At 41.4% G+C, this 20,749-nt stretch carries 16 protein-coding genes and 1 tRNA gene; 10 read left to right on the forward strand and 7 right to left on the reverse strand.

All coding sequences use genetic code 11. The annotated features are described in order from the left end of the window. Positions 1 to 156: 156 nt before the first annotated feature. Positions 157 to 1,746 (reverse strand): bifunctional phosphoribosylaminoimidazolecarboxamide formyltransferase/IMP cyclohydrolase, encoded by a 1,590-nt coding sequence (purH, locus tag AAEZ00_RS03315; RefSeq protein ID WP_124014244.1) that lies wholly within the window; start codon positions 1,744 to 1,746, stop codon positions 157 to 159. A 308-nt stretch (positions 1,747 to 2,054) separates the two neighbouring features. On the opposite strand from purH, the gene zntR reads away from it, so the two are divergent. Together zntR and AAEZ00_RS03325 are read left to right on the forward strand one after the other, a co-directional pair. Further along, the gene (gene zntR, locus AAEZ00_RS03320) at positions 2,055 to 2,516 is read left to right on the forward strand and encodes a Zn(2+)-responsive transcriptional regulator (protein WP_101034756.1); all 462 of its coding nucleotides are present in this window, start codon (positions 2,055 to 2,057) and stop codon (positions 2,514 to 2,516) included. Positions 2,517 to 2,518: 2 nt separating this feature from the next. Continuing rightward, positions 2,519 to 4,015, forward strand: a complete 1,497-nt coding sequence (locus AAEZ00_RS03325; RefSeq protein WP_124014245.1) for an SO_0444 family Cu/Zn efflux transporter — start codon at positions 2,519 to 2,521, stop codon at positions 4,013 to 4,015. A gap of 480 nt (positions 4,016 to 4,495) precedes the next feature. Here AAEZ00_RS03325 and AAEZ00_RS03330 read toward each other — a convergent pair whose 3' ends face one another. Both AAEZ00_RS03330 and AAEZ00_RS03335 read right to left on the reverse strand, forming a co-directional pair. Further along, entirely contained in the window at positions 4,496 to 4,618 is a 123-nt protein-coding gene (locus AAEZ00_RS03330; protein ID WP_267898631.1) for a hypothetical protein, read from the reverse strand. A gap of 267 nt (positions 4,619 to 4,885) precedes the next feature. Next, positions 4,886 to 5,824 (reverse strand): LysR family transcriptional regulator, encoded by a 939-nt coding sequence (locus AAEZ00_RS03335; protein WP_124014246.1) that lies wholly within the window; start codon positions 5,822 to 5,824, stop codon positions 4,886 to 4,888. A gap of 96 nt (positions 5,825 to 5,920) precedes the next feature. On the opposite strand from AAEZ00_RS03335, the gene AAEZ00_RS03340 reads away from it, so the two are divergent. Genes AAEZ00_RS03340 through AAEZ00_RS03355 form a run of 4 tightly spaced genes read left to right on the forward strand, consistent with a single transcriptional unit; the run spans position 5,921 to position 9,498 of the window. Beyond that, positions 5,921 to 7,015 carry an HlyD family secretion protein gene (locus AAEZ00_RS03340; protein ID WP_351075644.1) on the forward strand — a complete coding sequence of 365 codons (1,095 nt, stop codon included), beginning with the start codon at positions 5,921 to 5,923 and terminating at the stop codon, positions 7,013 to 7,015. Between the two features lies 1 nt (position 7,016). Then, complete coding sequence (locus AAEZ00_RS03345; RefSeq protein WP_351075641.1) at positions 7,017 to 8,648, forward strand: DHA2 family efflux MFS transporter permease subunit; 1,632 nt, start codon at positions 7,017 to 7,019, stop codon at positions 8,646 to 8,648. 59 nt (positions 8,649 to 8,707) lie between these two features. Beyond that, positions 8,708 to 9,166, forward strand: a complete 459-nt coding sequence (locus tag AAEZ00_RS03350; RefSeq protein WP_124014249.1) for a GNAT family N-acetyltransferase — start codon at positions 8,708 to 8,710, stop codon at positions 9,164 to 9,166. Positions 9,167 to 9,180: 14 nt separating this feature from the next. After that, on the forward strand, positions 9,181 to 9,498 hold the full coding sequence (locus AAEZ00_RS03355; protein ID WP_101032933.1) for a putative quinol monooxygenase: 318 nt from the start codon (positions 9,181 to 9,183) through the stop codon (positions 9,496 to 9,498). 170 nt (positions 9,499 to 9,668) lie between these two features. Here the strand turns inward: AAEZ00_RS03355 and AAEZ00_RS03360 are convergent, their stop codons facing one another. Further along, positions 9,669 to 10,721, reverse strand: a complete 1,053-nt coding sequence (locus AAEZ00_RS03360; protein WP_101034755.1) for a porin — start codon at positions 10,719 to 10,721, stop codon at positions 9,669 to 9,671. A gap of 605 nt (positions 10,722 to 11,326) precedes the next feature. Between AAEZ00_RS03360 and tcdA the strand changes: the two genes are divergently transcribed. After that, the gene (gene tcdA / locus AAEZ00_RS03365) at positions 11,327 to 12,130 is read left to right on the forward strand and encodes a tRNA cyclic N6-threonylcarbamoyladenosine(37) synthase TcdA (protein ID WP_198554758.1); all 804 of its coding nucleotides are present in this window, start codon (positions 11,327 to 11,329) and stop codon (positions 12,128 to 12,130) included. A gap of 364 nt (positions 12,131 to 12,494) precedes the next feature. Here tcdA and AAEZ00_RS03370 read toward each other — a convergent pair whose 3' ends face one another. After that, positions 12,495 to 12,731: a hypothetical protein gene (locus tag AAEZ00_RS03370; protein ID WP_351075636.1), complete on the reverse strand. Its 237-nt coding sequence runs from the start codon at positions 12,729 to 12,731 to the stop codon at positions 12,495 to 12,497. Between the two features lie 526 nt (positions 12,732 to 13,257). Between AAEZ00_RS03370 and AAEZ00_RS03375 the strand changes: the two genes are divergently transcribed. Continuing rightward, positions 13,258 to 13,839, forward strand: coding sequence for a superinfection exclusion B family protein (locus AAEZ00_RS03375; protein ID WP_372491511.1), 582 nt, complete (start codon positions 13,258 to 13,260; stop codon positions 13,837 to 13,839). Between the two features lie 188 nt (positions 13,840 to 14,027). Here the strand turns inward: AAEZ00_RS03375 and AAEZ00_RS03380 are convergent, their stop codons facing one another. Continuing rightward, complete coding sequence (locus AAEZ00_RS03380) at positions 14,028 to 14,159, reverse strand: DUF3149 domain-containing protein (protein WP_124014266.1); 132 nt, start codon at positions 14,157 to 14,159, stop codon at positions 14,028 to 14,030. Between the two features lie 474 nt (positions 14,160 to 14,633). On the opposite strand from AAEZ00_RS03380, the gene AAEZ00_RS03385 reads away from it, so the two are divergent. Further along, positions 14,634 to 14,718: transfer RNA gene (locus AAEZ00_RS03385), tRNA-Leu, on the forward strand. A gap of 1,122 nt (positions 14,719 to 15,840) precedes the next feature. After that, on the forward strand, positions 15,841 to 16,539 hold the full coding sequence (locus tag AAEZ00_RS03390) for a hypothetical protein (RefSeq protein WP_101032930.1): 699 nt from the start codon (positions 15,841 to 15,843) through the stop codon (positions 16,537 to 16,539). Between the two features lie 103 nt (positions 16,540 to 16,642). Here AAEZ00_RS03390 and AAEZ00_RS03395 read toward each other — a convergent pair whose 3' ends face one another. After that, a complete protein-coding gene (locus AAEZ00_RS03395) occupies positions 16,643 to 20,500 on the reverse strand; it encodes a S8 family serine peptidase (RefSeq protein ID WP_351088340.1) in 3,858 nt (1,285 codons plus the stop codon). Positions 20,501 to 20,749: the final 249 nt, after the last annotated feature.

Consider the following 20,749-nt stretch of genomic DNA (forward strand, 5'->3'; position numbering starts at 1 on the left):
TAAGCTGCATGTGCTTTCATTGAACCAGAAAAAATGGCTATGCTCTCATTCGTTTAACACAAAATGTAAACAGTATCGCTTGTCATATCGTTGGCAAACATCATTTAGCTAAAAGCACGATAGAAAAGCGATACCCATATTTGATATCAGAGTTTATTAATGACGGAAGTGACGCATGCCAGTCAATACCATCGCCATACCATGCTCGTCGGCAGCAGCGATGATTTCTTCATCACGAATTGAGCCACCTGGTTGGATGATACAGCTAATACCTGCAGCCGCGGCTGCATCGATACCATCACGGAAGGGGAAGAAGGCATCAGATGCCATTACTGAATTTTCAACCACTAGGCCTTCATCTGCGGCTTTAATACCCGCTATTTTGGCTGAGTAAACGCGGCTCATTTGGCCTGCGCCCACACCTATGGTCATACCGTCTTTGGCGTAAACAATGGCGTTAGATTTAACAAACTTGGCCACTTTCCAGCAGAACATTAAGTCTTTTAGTTCGCTTGCAGTCGGTTGACGCTTAGACACCACTTTAACGTCGGCTAAGTTCACCATGCCTTGGTCGCGGTCTTGCACTAACAATCCACCGTTAACGCGCTTGTAGTCTAAGCTGGTGGTCTTAGTATTCCACTGGCCACATTCAAGTAATCGCACATTAGCTTTAGCGGCAATGATGTCGCGCGCGGCTTGGCTCACTTTAGGGGCGATGATCACTTCAACAAACTGACGGTCAACAATGGCTTGCGCTGTGTCTGCGTCTAATTCTTGGTTAAAGGCGATGATGCCACCAAACGCTGAGGTTGGGTCGGTTTTAAATGCACGATTATAGGCTTCTAACAGGTTAGCACCTAATGCTACACCACAAGGGTTAGCATGTTTAACGATAACGCACGCAGGGCCTTCAAACTCTTTTACGCATTCAAGGGCAGAATCTGTGTCAGCAATATTATTGTAAGACAGTGCCTTGCCTTGTAACTGAATTGCGCTAGCAACAGAGGCTTCATCTATATTGGTGTTTACATAAAAAGCTGCTTTCTGGTGACTATTTTCACCGTAGCGTAAGTCTTGCTTCTTAACAAACTGAGAATTAAACGTGCGTGGAAACGTTGAATCATCATGGCATTCATCGGTGCTGTGTGCGGGAACCATAGTGCCGAAGTAATTGGCTATCATACCGTCATAAGCGGCGGTGTGTTCAAAGGCGGCAATGGCTAAGTCAAAACGCGTTGCTAATGTTGTGCTGCCATTGTTAGCTTGCATTTCAGTGATCACACGGGGGTAATCTTTGGCATTGACCACTATGGTGGTGTCTTTGTGGTTTTTAGCGGTTGAGCGAACCATTGTTGGGCCGCCAATGTCGATGTTTTCGACCGCGTCCGCTAAGGTGCAACCTGGCTTATCAACGGTTTCTGCGAATGGGTATAAGTTAACCACAACTAAATCAATAGGCTTAATAGCGTTTTGTTCCATGACGATTTCGTCAATGCCGCGACGGGCTAAAATGCCGCCGTGAATTTTTGGGTGCAGTGTTTTAACACGACCATCCATAATTTCTGGGTGACCTGTGTAGTCAGAAACTTCAATGACCGGAATGTTATTGGCCGCAAGTAATTTTGCAGTACCACCCGTAGACAGGAGTTCAACACCTTGTGCATGCAGCGCTTGTGCAAACTCAAGGATCCCAGTTTTATCTGATACGCTTAATAGCGCGCGACGAATTGGTCTGACATTATTCATTTAGGTACAGGGTCCACTAGTTTGATTTAAAGGATCTTTCGTAAAATAGAATCATCAAAAAGTCTGCTTTACCAAAGTCCCTCACCGTGAATTCTTATTGTGGTTACACCTTCTAGGTTATCTGTATCGTGATCAGGCGGGCGTATTTTATCGTAAAGAGCTTCTATTAGGTGTTTTTTCTGTGTAATTTCACAATATTGAAATAAGAACAAAGATACGTAAGAATAATCATTCAAAAACCCTTGACCTTGGATTAAACTCTAAGGTTTATACTTACGTTAATTATGCAATCAATGGCTGAACATATTATGTATCGAATAGGCGAACTTTCTGCCTTGTATGACATTAAGGCTGACACATTACGGTTTTACGAAAAGCACGGTTTGCTGTCGCCATCAAGCCGGTCTGATGCTGGATATCGATTGTATAACCATAGCGATTCCGAGCAACTTAAATTTATTTTACGAGCCAAAGCCGTCGGTTTTTCGCTCAATGACATTGCAGAATTATTGTCTATCGAAGTCGATAAAACCAACCGCGCTTGTGCTGATGTTAAAGGCTTAGTGGATACCAAGCTTGAGCAAGTGGAAGCCAAATTAGCCGAGTTACAGCATTTTGCAACCTCACTAAAAAGTTTATCAAATACTTGCTGTGGTGGCCATGATAGTGCCGAACATTGCTCAATACTCGAAGCGTTAGAGTCCTCTGATAAAGACATTATTGCTGAAAAAGAACATCATCACTTTGCCCAATCAGGTCGTAAGGATTAACAATGTTATTGACCAATTTTATCCACTTATTTTTAGAATCAGCGCCTTGGTTGTTACTTGGTTTGGTGCTTGCTGGGTTGTTAAAGGTATTTGTGCCAATGGCATGGATGCAAAAGCAACTGGGTGGACACGGGATTAAAACCGTTGTAAAAGCAGCATTATTAGGTGCGCCTTTACCTTTGTGTTCGTGTGGCGTCATTCCCGCAGCGGTGGGTTTGCGTCGTTCTGGCGCTTCAAAAGCCGCGACCACCTCTTTTTTAGTGTCAACCCCAGAAACCGGGGTTGATTCGATAACCGTATCTTATGTGCTACTTGGGCCTTTTATGGCCATTGTGCGACCTATTGCAGCCATTACCAGTGCAATTGTGGCCGGTTTATTAGTGGGTCGTGATGACGATGATGGTATTGCCGCGTCAGCTTCATCTAACGGAACAGCATCCAATGATTCACCTGCTAGTGCCAAGCCTGTTTCGTCATGCTGTGGATCTAAATCACCAACTACATCTGAATCAACATCACCATCTAAAACAACCACTAGCACAATGCAAAATGCCAGTGTAAAAATGACTGCGATTAAATCCGAAGCAGTTATGCCAAAGTCGCTCTTGACTCCAATGGCGCCAGCTCGTCCACTTGCTGGCAATGTGACAGGAGCAAAGCAAAGTAGTTGTTGCGGTAGTAAAGCCGCTGACCAGGCCGCAGAACCTAAACCTGCTGGAACGTGTTGCAGCACTAAACAAAAAGCTGAACCGAGTGTTGAAACTATTAAATCAAGCTGTTGCAGTAGTAAAACCGTGTCACAAGTTGACACTGCACCAGCAAGCAGTTGTTGCGCATCAACAGCAAGCCAACCACCTAGCGAAAGCGCCGATGAAGCCAGCTGCTGCGCATCGACTCAAGACATAGCAACGCAGTTGAAGCAAAATAGCGTGTTCAGTCGAGTCTTGTCTGGGCTGCATTATGCGGCCACCGATTTAGTCAGAGACACTACCTTGTGGTTACTGGTGGGATTATTTTTTGCGGCGCTAGTACAGACTTACGTGCCTGCTGACTTTTTAGTTAAATGGGGCGATGGTATTTTAGCCATGCTAGTGATGGTATTAGTGTCGATCCCAATGTATATCTGCGCCACCGCCTCAACACCTATTGCTGCTGGTCTACTATTAGCAGGGGTGTCTCCAGGTGCCGTATTGGTGTTTATGATGGCAGGGCCGGCAACTAATATTGCGACCTTAGGTGTGGTAACCAAGGAGTTAGGTAAACGGGCATTATTTGGCTATTTAGGCGGGGTGATTGGCGTCTCTTTGGTATTTGGAGTACTCGTTAATTATCTTGTTGCCACCTTTGGCTTTGAAGTTATGCCGCAAATTGGTGAAGAACACGCTTTATTACCAGAAGGTGTTGTCGCTGTGGCTGGGATTGTACTTGCGGTGTTAATGGCAAAAGTGTTGTGGGATAAGATCCCTAAAGGCAATAAAGAGAAAAGCTGTTGTTCATAATCAGTTAATCTCAATCGGTTTGCCAACATGAGTTAACCAAAATCAGAAAGCCAGTGATAACGTCACTGGCTTTTTTAGTGAGCGAACCTTAACCTAACAATGTGGGGGGAATTGAATCTCGACGATTTAACAGCGCTCAGGTAGTGGCTAATGACTACGATGCGACCATGCTACGAAGGGGGGAGGGATTTATTCTATTCCATTTGGGCAAGATAGTATCGAGACCTATAGTTTCCATACTTATGACATCAACAAATCTGTTTGGCAGTTTAAAGTGGCAGTGAAGTACAAGTGTTAATGTCGGTGAAATAAGCTACTAACATAAGCTACTAACAAAAATACCGAGCCATTGGTTCGGTATTTTTATGTTGCTGATAATATTTGTACATGAAGCTTTTTATAAGCAAATAGGGATTATAAAAAAGCGACTCGCAAAATAGCCTGTAACAACCGCTATTTACACGTAAAACCAGTTACAGGTTATTTGATTTTACTGGCAAAATTTTCAGGTTCATTTTTAGCGTGCTTAACCGCGCGTTTTTCTTTTAATGACAATGCCGGTTTTTTCTTCGCTTCTTTTGAATTATTACGTTCTTTGCTCATTGGTATGACTCCTAGTACGCATCATGCGTGACTAATAAATAGTAATTTCTGTGCCAGTATCGAATGTGCCTATTAATCAGTCACCAGATACTCACTTAGCCTTTTAACAATTTACTGAACCAAACTTAACATTGATATTGCAAATAATTGTGTGAAAGAACTTACCTCTATAATCGAAATTAATCACCTAGTAAGTTGATATTAGCACCTAGCCAGTTAAAAATAGCTATATATCCTATAGATTATTTTGTGCTAAAAATGCCATCTTTAATTATGATTGTTTTGCAGGACAAAATCGGGAATTTCAAGTACACCCTCACCCCAGCGTTCAAATAAGGCCGCATATAAAAATTCAACGAAAACGCGGTATTTACGCGGCAGATAAACACGCTGTGGGAAGCTGAGTGTGACCTTGGTTTGCATCATCGGGAAATCTTCTAATATCGGGATCAGTTGTTGACTATCGATGGCTTCTTGCGCAATAAAAACCGGCACTGCAGTGATCCCTAAGCCTTCAATTGCCGCTTCGCGGGCAAAGGTGACATTATTAACCTTCAGCTGTGCTGGAGGATCGAGTTCGACCCATTGGTTACCATCAAAAATCCGCCAACTACCATCAATGTGGGCAGACTGTAATTTAATCGCGGTGTGGTTCATTAAATCTTGCGGTTGTTGTGGTGTGCCATGACGCTTGAGATAATTTGGGCTTGCCATTAAGAGTCTACTGGCGGTGACGAGTGCGTAACTTTGCAGCTTAGGGTCGTGCTGTTCGGTAATTTGAAAGAGAAAATCGACGCCTTCTTCTATCACATCCACTTTCCGATTAGTGAGTTCTGCATCAATGGTGATACTAGGATAAGTCGCCAGAAACTGCGCAAGAATACGACCTAGATATAATTGACCGAGCTCGATAGGGCAAATCACTTTTAAGTTGCCTTTAATCTCTTGCTGGCTGGCGCTGAGGAGATCTTCGGCATTTTGTAAATCTTGCAGAATTTTACTGATGCGATGGTAATAACTCGAACCTGCTTCAGTCAGTTTTAATGATCTTGTGGTGCGAAACAGTAGTTGCACCCCGGCATCAACTTCAAGTTCAGCAACCTTGCGACTCACAGTGGCTTTGGTTATTCCCAGGGCTTTGGCTGCACCGGTAAAACTGCCTTGTTCTACTACTTGGGAGAAAATTTGAACGCGATTGAGGTCCATATTGTTACACCTGTGAAACAGTGGGTTGAATTTTTACTATCTAATAAACTAAAGGAAACAGTAGTAAACTAGAGCAGAATAAATTAGGAGTCAAACATGTCTATCAATAAGCGGTTAGTGTTAGTGCCAAGTATTATCGCTGTGTTAGTTGTCGCAGGTGTTTATTGGTGGTTACAAGTTCGATTTATCGAGTCAACGGATAATGCCTATGTTGAGGCGGATATTTCTAATATTAGTGTCAAAGTGCCAGGTTATATTGTCCAGTCTGCGGTGGTTGACAATCAACATGTCAGCAAAGGTGAGCTACTGGCTCAACTTGAAGACAGCCAATTTGTGGCCAAGCTAGCCCAAGGTAAGGCGGTGTTAGCCAGCTCGCAAGCTAACCTACAAACCTTAGCGGCGAAAGTTGACTTGCAGCAAGCGTTAATTAATCAAGCTAAGGCTGCTGTAGTGGCCTCACAATCTGAGCAATTAATTGCCCAGCAACAATTACAACGTTCACAGAAATTAAAAGTCAGTAATTACAGTTCACAAAATGATGTTGACCAACTGCAGGCGGGTTTCGACTCTGCATCGGCGCATGTTGATGAAGCGCAAGCTGCGTTAGTCGCTAAACAACGTGAGTTATCGGTGTTGAATGCTCAGTTATTGCAAGTGCAAGCGGATGTAGAACAGGCTATGGCCAGTGTCGAGTTAGCTAATATTCAACTGGTCGATACGCGCGTTACTGCGCCATTTTCAGGGATTATAGGTAAGCGCGGTGCAATGGTCGGTCAGTATGTTCAGCCTGGTCAAGCATTGTTTAGCTTAGTGCCAGATACCCAAGTATGGATAACGGCTAACTTTAAAGAAACTCAAATTGAGCACATGCAAGCAGGACAAACCGTTAAGGTAAGTTTAGATGCCTATCCTGATGATGAGTTCAGCGGATTCATCGACAGTTTGGCACCCGCATCGGGTTCTAAATTTAGCTTGTTACCCACTGAAAATGCTACCGGTAATTTTACTAAGATTGTCCAGCGTATTTCGGTGCGCATTCGTCTTGAGCATGATCAACCGTCATTCGCTATAGGGCGTATTCTACCTGGTTTGAGTGCGGTGGTTGAAGTCGATACAGAGTCTGCAGCACAATCACATGCACTTGCTAAGGCGCTGGTTGGCCAAGCTATATCTGCGACTGCAGGGCATTGATATGAGCCAATCAGCTTTTGAGGTCAATACTTCTGAAGTCAGTCCTGTGAGTACAGTGGATAACAAACCGATAGGTTATCAGCGTGGTAGTTTGCGATCTTGGGTGGCCGTTGCTGGTGGATTAATTGGCGCATTTATGGCGATTTTGGATATTCAAATCACCAATGCGTCGATGAAAGAAATTCAAGGCAGTTTAGGGGCCACTTTAGAGGAAGGTAGCTGGATTGCTACCGCTTATTTAGTGGCGGAGATGATCGCCATTCCGCTGTCGGGTTGGCTGAGCACTGGGTTATCGACTCGTCGCTATTTACTGTGGACTACCGCTGCGTTTATTGTCGCTTCTATATTATGTTCCTTCTCTTGGAACCTCGAAGCTATGATTGCTTTTCGCGCTTTACAGGGCTTTTTTGGCGGGGCATTAATTCCGTTAGCATTTCGACTCATTCTTGAGTATTTACCCGATAATAAGCGTGCTATAGGCATGGCGCTATTTGGGGTGACAGCCACATTTGCGCCCTCCATCGGGCCGACGTTGGGTGGTTGGTTAACTGAACAATTTAGCTGGCATTATTTATTCTATATCAATGTCCCGCCAGGTTTATTAGTGATGGCGATGTTAGCTTATGGTTTAGAGCGAAAACCGATTATTTGGGATAAGTTAAAAAACGCAGATTATGCTGGCATTGTGACCATGGCATTGGGTATGGGCTGCCTAGAAGTTGTTTTAGAAGAAGGCAATCGTAAAGACTGGTTTGGATCTGATCTTATTCGTAATCTCGCTATTATTGCAGCGGTTAATATCAGTTTATTTATTTGGATCCAGCTGCGTAAAGCGCAACCATTAGTTAATATTCGTCTTCTTGCTCAGCGAGACTTTGCCTTATCGACTGTGGCGTACTTTTTACTGGGTATGGCGCTATTTGGGGCGATTTACATGATCCCCCTGTATCTATCACAAATTCATGATTACACCCCGTTAGAAATAGGTGAAGTGATTATGTGGATGGGCTTCCCACAGCTGTTGGTGCTGCCATTAGTGCCAAAATTAATGCAAAAATTTGATCCGCGTTATTTAGCGGCGTTTGGGTTTGCTTTATTTGCGACCAGTTATTATATGAATAGCCATATGACTATTGATTATGCTGGCGATCAGATGATTGCCTCGCAAATAGTGCGAGCTATAGGCCAACCGTTTATTTTGGTACCTATTAGTATTTTGGCGACAATGCATCTTCAAGCACATGAAAATGCCTCGGCATCGACGGTGCTCAATGTGATGCGTAACTTAGGCGGGGCGTTTGGTATTGCGTTGGTAGCAACCTTAACCGATAACCTCGCAAGGGTTCATTTAGCGCATATTAAAGAGACGTTACCTGCCGTCAGCGCGCAAGCCTATAACTATATAGCCCATACCAGTTCGATACTGCAAACGGCGGGGTCTGATGTGGTGAGCGCTAATTCACAGGCTTATGCTTTGCTTGCTAAAAACATGTCACAACAAGCGTATATTCAAGCCTATAATGATGTGTTTTTTATTATGGCATGTTTTCTTTTTATCGCCGTATTAGCCGTACTATTTATCCGTAAACCACCAGAAAAAAGCCAGTCAGATGAGCCCAGCGAGGTGCATTAATCATGCTAATATGGCGTGCGAGTATGACGAGAGTAGAGCAGAGATAAATAAGGTTTGTGATGACATTAGAATGGTTAGACCTTGGTTTTTCTGAATTGACGCTTGAACAGCTTTACGGCTTATTACAATTACGAGTCGATGTGTTTGTGGTGGAACAAAATTGCCCTTATCCTGAGTTAGACGGTAAAGATAAACATCCGCAAACAAGGCACTTACTGGGGCAAGATGAACTCGGCAATATAGTGGCTTATAGCCGCGTGTTAGCGCCTAGCATCAGTTATCCTCAGGCCAGTATCGGCCGTGTTGCTGTCGCTAAATCGGCACGAGGCCATGGCGCCGCTAATCAATTAATGCAAGCTGCTATTGCCATTGCAAAACAACATTGGCCCAATGACAATATCCAGATTGGGGCGCAAGATTATTTACGTCATTTTTATCAACAACATGGTTTTGTTGTGAATTCAGATGTGTACCTTGAAGACGGCATTGAGCATCTTGATATGTTATTAATTTATTAATGTAAGGAAAAATAATGTCAGATTACGCAATTAACACCCAGCAAATTGTTTGTGTGGCCCAATTTGTGGCTAAAGCGGGCAAACGTGACGCCTTAGTGGCGGCATTGGCGAGTTTAGTGCCTGATACTCGACGTGAGGTAGGCTGTATTCGTTATGAACTGAATGTCAGTATTGATGACGACAATAAAGTCGCCTTTGTTGAAAAGTTTGTTGATCGTGCAGCATTTGATCAACATTGCGCCAAAGAGGCTATTCAACATTATTTTCACCATGTAATGCCAGAACTGGTTGAGTCACATCATGTTGAAGTGTTTAATCAAGTGATCGCTTAACCGGACTCTTTTACTGCGCAGTTTATTATCCCCGTTTAACATCGACAATCAGTTGAGATTGCCAAAACGGTATTGCAAACACCAATATTGCATACACAAAAATGCCAGTCTTCACAGACTGGCATTTTTTAACTCATTTAGGTGTTAAGCCGAAGCTAGTACCAGAATGATTAGAAGTCGTAACGTACGCCAACAGTAAAGATGTTGTCATCTTCTAAATCAATTTTTGCTAAGGCAACTTTATGATCGCCTTCATACATTGCATAGTGACCATAAAGCAAAGTTGACTTAGATACACGATAATCTGCACCCACAGTTATTTGGGTTACATTAATGTCAGTGCCAGTAACCGATCCAGCATTAGAAACGCTGTTTTTGAAGTATTTACCATAACCTGCATCGTCTTGACCGTATTCAGCTTTTAGATTTACGCCGTTTAGGTTGTAAGAGACATTAACTAAGAATGAATCACCTTCTTGGTCATTTGTTTGGCTTTCTGTATTTTGAAATAAACCACCAACTTTAAAGTCGCCTAATTTAACTTGGGCCACACCACGGTAAGAATCAGTTCCGTTAATCGTGTTATACCCAGCAGCTAAGTAGAAATGGTGTGCTTTGAATTTCTTATCACCAACAGTAGCACTCAATGCATACTGGTCATCATAAGAATCTTTACCGGCGTCATCGGTGTAGTTGTCTTCCATTAAATAGGTTGCATTTAATGTGACTAAACCACCGATCATTGGAGAATAATACCAAATAGCATCGGCGACACGATCTTGATCGTCAATCATGCGATCAATATCGGCATTTGTGTTACCAAATGCATCGAAACCACCTTCAATCTGTTTGAATACGGTGTCGTTACGGCCGACTAACACTGTACCAGCATTAGTTTTAAGACCTAAATAGGTATTACGCGCTTTAAATACAACATTATCACCACTCTTGTCTTTAGTTTGAGTAGTGTTTTCAACTTGGAATTCCATTTTGTATAACAATTCAATATCGTTATTGATGCGCTCACTACCTTTAACACCTAAGTTAGAAAAGTTGCTTTCTAATACAGTGCCTTCTTTAGTGTTTTGAGTTGTCGCGCCTTGATCAGAGTTGCTCACAGCCAAATCTAAACGACCATAGAAACTTGGGCCTTCAGCAAGTGTAGCGAAAGAAACTAATGTAAGTACAGATGCTACCGATGCAGAGATTAAAGTCTTTTTCATCATTCATGCTCCCTAGAACGTTATGTTCTATATCCATTTTTCATGGTTTTAGTTAGTGAAGTTTGTTGCAGATTATACTCTGTAACAATCTGGGGCACATTTTTTCAGATTTACTCCTTTCAAAGTGTGGCCTGGATCAAAAAACTGGCACCAGATGAAAATAGGTATGTAAATCTGTGACCACCACGGGCATTGGTATATGTAAGTCACTGAATTGTTTTAATCTAGATCTTTAAGAGATTTTCTATTGGGTTATAAACAGGCTGTCGCTCAACCGCAAAGGTTGCGAGAGTGTAATTTTTTGGCGTATTAATTTACATATTATGAATATTTAATCATAAATTTTACATATTGATTTTAATCGGATCATTAATTGAACGGGTTTAAAACTTTTTTTGATAAATGATTTTTACTTGGAGATTTTAGTTAATCATTTTTTATCATCAATATCGATTATTCAAAAATGTGACTATTTGGTGTTCTTCATGGAGCCCAAACTGACAATAACAAGATTAATATTGAGCTAATCGTGACAAGCATTTAGCTTTGAGGATAAATCGTATAAAATTGGCCGCGAAAAATAGTTGTTAATTAGGGCGTAACTCATGTTGTCAGAATCTTATACTCATCGTTTTGCGGGTGTCGGCCGTTTATATGGCCAAGCAGCACTGACGACTTTTTCGAAAGCTCATGTAGTCGTTGTGGGTATCGGTGGTGTCGGAACCTGGGTCGCAGAAGCGTTAGCAAGAAGTGGTATAGGACAGATCACCCTCATTGATTTAGATGATATTTGTGTCACTAATACCAACCGTCAAATACACGCATTAACCTCGACTATTGGCCAGTCAAAGGTTGAGGTTATGGCAAAGCGCATTCGTGAAATTAACCCAGAGTGTGTGGTTAATGAAGTAGAAGACTTTATTAGTTTAGAAAATCTCGCTGAGTATTTTAAGCCCGCCTCACAAGAGGGCAATATTGATTATGTGGTTGACTGTATTGATGCCGTCAAACCCAAAGCAGGTTTAATTGCTTGGTGTAAGCGCAATAAAATACCTTTAGTGACCATCGGTGGGGCGGGTGGACAAACGGATCCGACGCTCATACAAGTGACCGATCTCGCTAAGACAGTACAAGACCCTTTATTGGCCAAAGTGCGTAATTTGTTACGCCGAGATTATAATTTTACTAAAAACCTCCAACGTCGTTTTGCTGTTGATGCGGTATTTTCGAGCCAACATTTAGTCTATCCCCAAGCTGATGGTACGGTTTGCAATACTAAGGCAAATGCCGAAGGCAGTATGCGAATGGACTGCGCTTCTGGTTTTGGCGCCATAACCATGGTAACGGGAACGTTTGCCTTTGTTGCTGTTAGTCGTGTGCTGACTAAATTAGCCGCTAAGTCCGCTTAATATGCTTATTAAACCTTTAAGGCTTCTATTTCAGTTTCTACCAATATCAGTAGGTCGCTAACCACCAACATTAGTCCGCCAAGCGGCAGTGAAGATGTGTTCAAAAATATCTTTGGCGATATCATTGGCAATGACGGCGCTATTACGTTTAAATTTTCAGATGAATACTATCGGGTTCAGTCACCACATTAATGTGAGTTTTCGCGTGCGCAGCATGTTTAACAGCACGAGAATACACATTGATATAAGGTTACTGATCGCTTGGGTGAGCAAACGGGTATAACGGTAACCCCTGATCAACATTTATGGTTACTTCGACATATAGTGGTAGAAATATCACTATCGTTTAGGCCAAATTAGGGCGTCAGTAATGGCAGATATTGAATGACGAAGAGTAGAATAACGAAGAGTAAAAAGAGTGTTTGCGTGCTTTATTCTCCAAATGATCGTAAATGACATTGAGATCGGCTTGTTCGATGAGCGTTGCAACAGGAATATTTTCATTATTGGTATAAATTGAGGGCAATGGCCTCTCGATGATGGCCGTTTTCTTATATTCATCAAAGTGCCATTCTTGATTACTATCATCACGGATAGACATGTAGGTTATGTGTGCTTATTGGCTTAATCTATGGCGTTGGGTGTTGATAAAAACGTTCATCAATGACATATATACCGACTACTAGCAGGTCTATATGTACTACTTCTATATCCAAAACTCCCGGTCCATTCCGCCTAGGTCACTTTACTCATCACTCCCGAGCTAATAAGCCGTTGTCACCATAGTCATAAAACAACTCAATATACGATAGAAAGCGTTAATTTTCGCGTCATAGAGCTTTGTCTTCATTATCGTATAACGATCAGTCTATTTTCTTCAATATGAAAAATCATGGAGATGATTTACCTGCCAAAATACTGATTTTACAGTGAATTTCGATGGTGTTAATTTCAATGGGATACTTTTACTCAAAGCGTAGTCGGATAGGCCAAATCTAGTGTGGAAAACATACATAAATACCAGGCTACCTACTAATTTATGGCATATATTTTGCTTTAACTCTATAAGTTCAAAAATATGACACTGCGGGTGATCACTGATGAAAATGAAAACAGGAACAATTAAGATGTTGAACAGTAAACGTTTGTTCGTAAGTGTAATGTCTTGGATTATCGTAACCTGCACCAGCTTACTGTTTGCGCCTAAATATTTATTGGCGAGTTTATCGTTAGACAAACTCGTTAGCGAATATGGTCAGTTTATTGGCTTAGGCTTAATTATTGGTGTGGCCTATTTTTTAAGCCAAATTTTTGCCTTTGTTGTCGATGAGTCCATCGTATATTTACGTCAAAAACGTACAGTAGAGACTATTGAAGTAAAAGTAAAACTACTTGATCCTGCAGAAAGAGCCTTGCTACGTGAATTTTTTTTACAAGGGCAGACTATTTTAACCTTGCCGCAAAATGAGTTGGCGGTTAAAAATTTAGTTAACACTAGCATACTCGAAATGCTAGGCAATGAACGTCACTATGCTATACAAGGCCCAACGGCGGAATACAAAATTTCTATGCAAGCACGTAATTATTTAAATCGTGATGTATTACGTTTACCTGCTGGTGAGCCGAGTGCAGATGAAATGAATTATCTGATCAAAACGCGACCACATTTTATTAATGGCTTGGTTCAATCGCGCAAGCATGCAGCCTAATATCGTGGTTAGTTGTGGTTAGTTGCGGTTAGAAGTCGGTCTGAGTGGATAAAAAAATGGGGGCCTATAAAGCCCCCAATCTGGCATAAAAACACTTCATGTGTTTTGTCGCCAATTTATCATTCGCAAGGAAGTATCCATAATGATTATGAATAATAAGCAGTAAAAAACTTAGCCTAGTAAGCTACTCACTTAGTCGGTGCAGACTTCACAACAAACATCCACATTAGATAAGACATTATTCCGAAGGTACAGAAGATCACCATCATAGAAAGAAATCCTATAGCGTTACCAAACATTAAATCTAACCAAAATGCCATGATATTTATCCTCGGAATGTGAAATCATGATCATCATAAAGTCAAAATTACACCGCAATACTGATCTTGATCAATTTTTAGTCGTCGTGATGTTATTTTTTTGTAAAATTGCTTCTTAACTCACAAAACACCTCTATTTCATCTCAGTTAGGACTATGAATGACTTTTGAGCAGTTGAGTGTTTTTTATAGAAAAGAATAGGTAAAGGGCTTGCGATTATTAAATGCAAAGGTATAATCGCCAACACTTAATTGTGACAAACTTTGTTGATACGTGGTTTGAGTTGCACAGTAACTCAGTAGCAGCCTAAAGACATGGCTATACTCAGATAAATATAATCGCATTGAGTATCGATATTTGAGTAAGTATAATACTTGAGTGTTGGTCATAAAGAGTCAATTCACTAAAATTGTTTTGCAAAGATATTTGGACTAATCAGATTACTTTGCAAAGCTAAAATAGCTTAAAATCTTTGCCTGAGTGATGAAATTGGTATACATGGGGGATTCAAAATCCCCTGCTTCGCGGCGTGTCGGTTCGAGTCCGACCTCAGGTACCATTATTTAAAAAGCCCCGTTCTTAATTGAACGGGGCTTTTTAATGCTCTTAATTTATTGATTTTATGACTAATATCCTTGTAAACACTATTTTCTTCTACCATTGACGCTAACAGATGATGGGGTTACGTTAAGCTATAAATACCAAGGTAAACGGCCAAGTGTTGCGCGTAATAGTCTCAGTAGTTTGTTTAGTTATGATGTAAATGGTAATCGCTTTAAGTAAATTAAAAAACAAGATGATACGGTGGCATCTCCATATACTATGTCGATCGTTTTGAGCCTGAAGTGACGCTTGGTAGGATCGTTGAAAAAACCTATATTGGTAACTAGACTATTAACATGCAAGCCTATGTAGGCTGCTTGGGAAATCAATTACGGTTTTAGCATGAGTTACGTGACCACTTGGCCAGTGTCGATACCTTAATAGATGCGAGAATGGGGCGGGATTTCAGCCTCGTGACTATAATGTATTTAGCCAACCTGCTTAAATCGTTCCTGGTAATGCGTTTCTATCAAGTACAAGCTGGAGGCCGGGTGTGACAAAGGGCTATACCAAGCATGAGTATTTGAATGAGCAAGAGTCGATCCACATCAATGGCCCAATATACCATGTTAACGTCGGTCGTTTTTACATGTTGCTCCCTTTTTGCCGCACCCAAAGCACCGTCAGAGTACGAACCCATATGGGTATATCTTGAAAACTCCTATAAGTCGACTCTACAGGGTATGCGTCTCTATGCCGTAGGGATGATGCCCGTGGTTGTATTACTGATAAAGTTAACAATGTCACGAGTGACTGATTATAAGACGCGACTGTAATGGTAAATCATTACAGGTGAATTCTGTTCTTTGTAATTCAATTTACATGCTAAATAGAAATGACCTAGAAATGATTTGTCGTATTTATGCGCTAAACTAAGGTCATATAAACAAAGTTTAATATAATTATGGATATTTTATATTTTAAACAAACCCTTTTTTATCAGTGCTTTATCTGTTTTTAGGTGTCATATGATCTGATGTGCGTTGTTTTCCCCCTCATACAGTCTTGCGATCGTACATGCGGGGCTTTAGTTTGTCCTATGTGCGTCACTTTTTGACGCTGATAAGAAGGAGTTTCCATGCCAGCACAATTTAATGTTCAAATTGGTTCTTTTCGTAAAATCAATAAGATCCCTAATGCCTGGTCAAATGAAGAATACCTTCAATTGATGGCTATTATGGGCTTAAATGATGATTTAGAAGGAATGGAGGCTACTGAACTTAGAGAAATGTGCATGATGTCTCTAAATGATTTAGAGCCAAATGAAGCCGCTAAAATCGTCTTGACTCATTTATTCAGTGAATTGCCTGAAGGTAAAATTGATCAGTTAAGTAATGACATGATGGGTGACAGAATGTGGGAGGAATATTCTGACTGCTTGCTTCATGAAGGTTTTTTTAGTGCTTATTCATTATTAAGAGAAGCATTTAATGGTGTATTTGCCGAGCCTTCTGGTGTTGAGTTTATGGTTAATGTTACTGCAACAGATGCCGAAGATTTGAATATTTTTGATGAGTCATTGCATGCTGCTATGGTCCGTCTTCTGGCATCCGGATTATCTCCCGATGCGCTATTACATCGATTATATGAAGATCAAATCACGGGTACCCATTTCCCAGAAGCTCCTGGGATATTGTGGCAATTAGAATCAGTATCAAGTGAAGACTTATCCCGTCAGTTTAAGATGATCAGCTCAGATTTTTGGTTCGGTAAATTTGCGAATGTAGAGCAGTTTGAAGCCTCAGCTCATGCTGATGAATCGGATGAAAATGAATAACTAACCTTATAAAGTCTATTGCTTTAGCCAATAAAAAAACCAGCTGTTAACAGCTGGTTTTTTTTACATCATTTTGGCAAGGCCAAATTAATGATTACTATTATTAGTGCTTACGACGACGTAATGCAGCTAATGGTAGTAATAATGCCGTTAACCAACCCATAGAACCACCAGAAGATTGCTCTACTTCCTCGTTGATATTAATGGTTGCTGTACCCGGTGCACTTGTTATTTCACCGTCTGATGCGGTTACGGTAAACGTGAAGGTGTCATCACCAACTGGAGCAGTAAACAGAATTGATGGACCACCGTTGGTAAAGCTAACACTCTTACCACCAGTTTGAACCCAATTATAAGTTAAAGCATCACCATCGATGTCTTTACCATTTGCTTTTGCTGTTACTACGAATCCACCAGCGCTATTCATTCCTGAAGGCGCAACCGTTGGAGCATCATTAACGTTATTAACAGTAATAGCAACTTGTGTAGGCGTGCTCAAATTCCCTTCTTCATCAGTTGATGTATAAGAGAATGTATCCGTGCCAGTAAAGTCTGCTGTTGGTGTATAAGTGAATGCACCATCTGCTGCTAAGGTGAGTTCACCATTAGTCACTTCATCAACAAGAACAACAGTGTCTAATTGTCCAACAGGAGACACATCGATTAAGCGTTGAGCCTTAGCTGTCATACCATCACCGGTTACTTGAGTACGAGCGACTTTTTGGTCTGGCTTAGTATCATTATCTAATACATTACCTTCCATAGAAGTATCTTCATCAAGTGAAGGGGCGTCAGCTTGGCCGAAGCTAAACTCAGTAACCATTGCTTTATAAGCAAGCTCAACACTTCCTGCAGTGGTTGATTTAACGTCTACATAGTCGTCATTTGTAACAGCAGAACCAACACCATTGAAGTAATGAGTTGTTCCGATACTGCCACTGATGTTTTCAGCGCCAATGGTTACGTTAGCTGGCATACCAGGAATATCGAAGTAGTTAAACGTGACTTCTTCAGTATCGCCAGTTTGGAACCACACGCTGAAGCTGTATTTATCTCCAGAAGCATCATTCCAAAGCTGCGCATCTTTCCATTCAACAACTAACCAACTCGTCGTCGCATTTCCTACTACGTCAATAGAAACAGAACCACCGCCAGTATCGCCAATTGTGCCATCGCTTAAATCAAAGTCTGACCAGAATGGAGCAACGATATTATTTGGATTTGAGTTATCTGGTAATTCTTTATTATTCCAAGAGCCAGCAGTTGAAGCATTACCAGGAATGACTATACCGTTATCTGACATTGTTATTTGAGTATAAGTTTGACCATTGTATTTAAATGCCGGTACGTTAAATACAAATGATGTTTCATCACAACCATCAAGACAAGGTGGTGTATACATTGTAGCCGCAACGCTTGGGTATGAACCAACACCACTTGTGGTAACCATTTCAGGTAAGTCCATTGAACCAACCCAAGTGACTACGCCAGTTTTTTCATCAACAGATAGACCATTTTGCGAGGCGCCGTTCAGGACCACAGATACATCATCTTTTGATGTAAGCTTAGTGCCTTTAGGAGTCGTAGCCGTCAGAGTTACCGTGTTTTCAAACATAGTGTTATTCACAACAGATTTTATTGTGAAAGGATCAGCAACAGAAATATCAGTGTCAGTTGTAAACGCTGAGATTAATGATGAATCACTTGACTCTTTAGCGAGTACCGCCAATGGAAGATGAGCATTCTGCTTACCTTCAGTGCTAGAGATCATGACATTACCGAATATCCACTCACCATATTCACTGAATGTTGAATCAACAGTGACGGTGAAGGTTGCAGATGCACCGGCTTCAAGTTCAAGCGTTGTTGGTGAAATCATTAGGCCTGCAGCATCAGAACTTGCAGAAAGTGCCCAAGATGATTTTTCATCACTTTTATTGTAAACCGTACGAGTAAATGTACAGATACCTACACACGAGTCAGCAGCGATAGAAGGCTTATCAAACGTTAATACTGCTTTTGCTGCTGCATCGAGATCCATACGACCTGCACCCATGGCAAAAGGTGTTGCCGGTGTAGATGCGTCGTCATCTAAAATCCCATCTATTTTAGATGTTGATGTCAGCGCTGTTTTAATATCAATTGCTGACCATGTAGGATGTAGTTGACTTAAAAGTGCAGCAGCACCTGCAACATGTGGGCTAGCCATACTCGTACCAGTAATCATATTAAAGTCTTCTCCACCGTCATCAGGTGAGAAAGCCGATAAAATGTTAGTTCCTGGAGCCGCTAGATCAGGCTTAAGAATGTTCTCATTGCCATTTGGACCACGAGAGCTAGACTGATTGATTGTATCGGCAAGACCACTAACCATAATACGCTTAATTTCAGCGCCAATAGTACCTTGAGTCGCACTGTCTCCCATTGAATCTAGAATCGCCATGCCGTCATCTTGGGAAATCATAACTGATGGGAAGGTAATACCCGGTACTGACATTGGGATAGGTGCACCAGTACGGTTGTTATAAACAACAACGGCAGTTGCGCCAGCAGCTTCAGCGTTAGTCACTTTGTCACTAAAGTTACAAATGCCACGTGAAATTAGTGCAATACCATCTTTAAATGAGTCTGCAGCAAATACATCACAACCTTCAGCGTTTTCAGCATCAATATTAAATGCAGCAATAACTGGTCCAGAGATGTCCATATCAATGATGGTATCTGATCCAGGAATCGCTAATAAATCATCACCACCAGTATTAAAGCTGTTAGCAAAGTAACGGCCTGTCGTGCTGTTAGCAACTGTAATACCTGACTCAATACAACCAGGGCAACCTACCGTTTTAGGGGCGCTACCATCATTGCCAGCGGCACTTACAACCACAACACCTGCAGCTTCTGCAGCTTCAAACATTGTTTTGTATGGGCTACTTGAAGGATCTGCGCCAGCGCCACCACCCCATGAATTGTTAATAACATCAGCGCCATCATTAACGGCATGTTCTAATGCTTCCATCAGCATGATGTTAGAACCACTGCCACCACTACAGTCTTCTGTAGAATAAAGTGCTTTGTATGCCATTAAATACGCGGCTGGAGCGACGCCCGATAATGTAACGTCAATGCCTTTAAATGTTGTTTCTACTTTATTACCAACAGCAGTACCTGCAACGTGAGTTCCGTGACCACCAAACCCTAATGGGCTCATGTATTCATCTGCACATACAGGGAATGTAGGCTGTGACCAACGTGCAACAATGAGTTTATCGTTACAAAATGAACTATCCACAGTTGAGCAGTAGTCATCAGTTGGCATCATAGCTGTAGGAGCGGCAAAACCTTCTCCTGAGAACATTGGGTTTTCAGGACGAATACCACCATCAATAATGGCAACACGAATACCTTTACCAGCATTTTCCATGCCCTCAACAGCATTCCACATCGCTTCGCTGTTAATTATTTCATGTGAAGCATCCATGTTAGTGCTGTACATAGCTTCAGGATAGACAGATATAACCCCTGGAATAGCCATAATCTGTTCAACGGTTAATCCTTGACCAACAATAGTTACACCGTTAAATAATGTCTTAAATTGACGCTCAACTTTAGCATTTGAAGCAACCTTTGAAAGGGCTTTTGTAAATGCAGCTTGTTCGGCCTTCAGATGAGATGCATAGCTTTTAACTGGAGCTGATTGAATGTCTAGTTTGCTGTTTTTGTCTTTAACCGCTGTTGAGACTAAAGTGGAAATTCCACCTTGATATTTTGCAATTGCAGGCGACGCTAATTCGACAATATAACGTTGAGGAGCTACGACGCTGTTATATTTGACCACTGGTTTGTTGTTTTTTTCAGCTGACAGAAGTTCAATGCCTGCTTGGTTAGAGCTATATTGTGTATTCGCATAAGTAGCACTTGATATCAGTGCAGCTGAAATGGCTAGGGCTAATTTTGTCTTCACAACTTCTTCCTTGTTTTTAGACATCACTCAATGTGGGGGGTGGGGTATCGCTGTAACACGATGAATATTCAGTGATGATGTTTAGATTATTTTCGCTTTTGTGTTGCACTCTGTGGCGCATCGGAAGTATTTGTAGCACAAAAAAATAACAAAAGTAATACCAAAACCCAATAATGCAGTAAATAGTTGTTAACATATGTGTGTAAATTTGTGATGTAGGTCTGATACTGATTTGTGAGGTTTGACAAT

Source organism: Shewanella sp. S1-49-MNA-CIBAN-0167, assembly GCF_040310145.1.
GTDB lineage: Bacteria > Pseudomonadota > Gammaproteobacteria > Enterobacterales > Shewanellaceae > Shewanella > Shewanella psychromarinicola.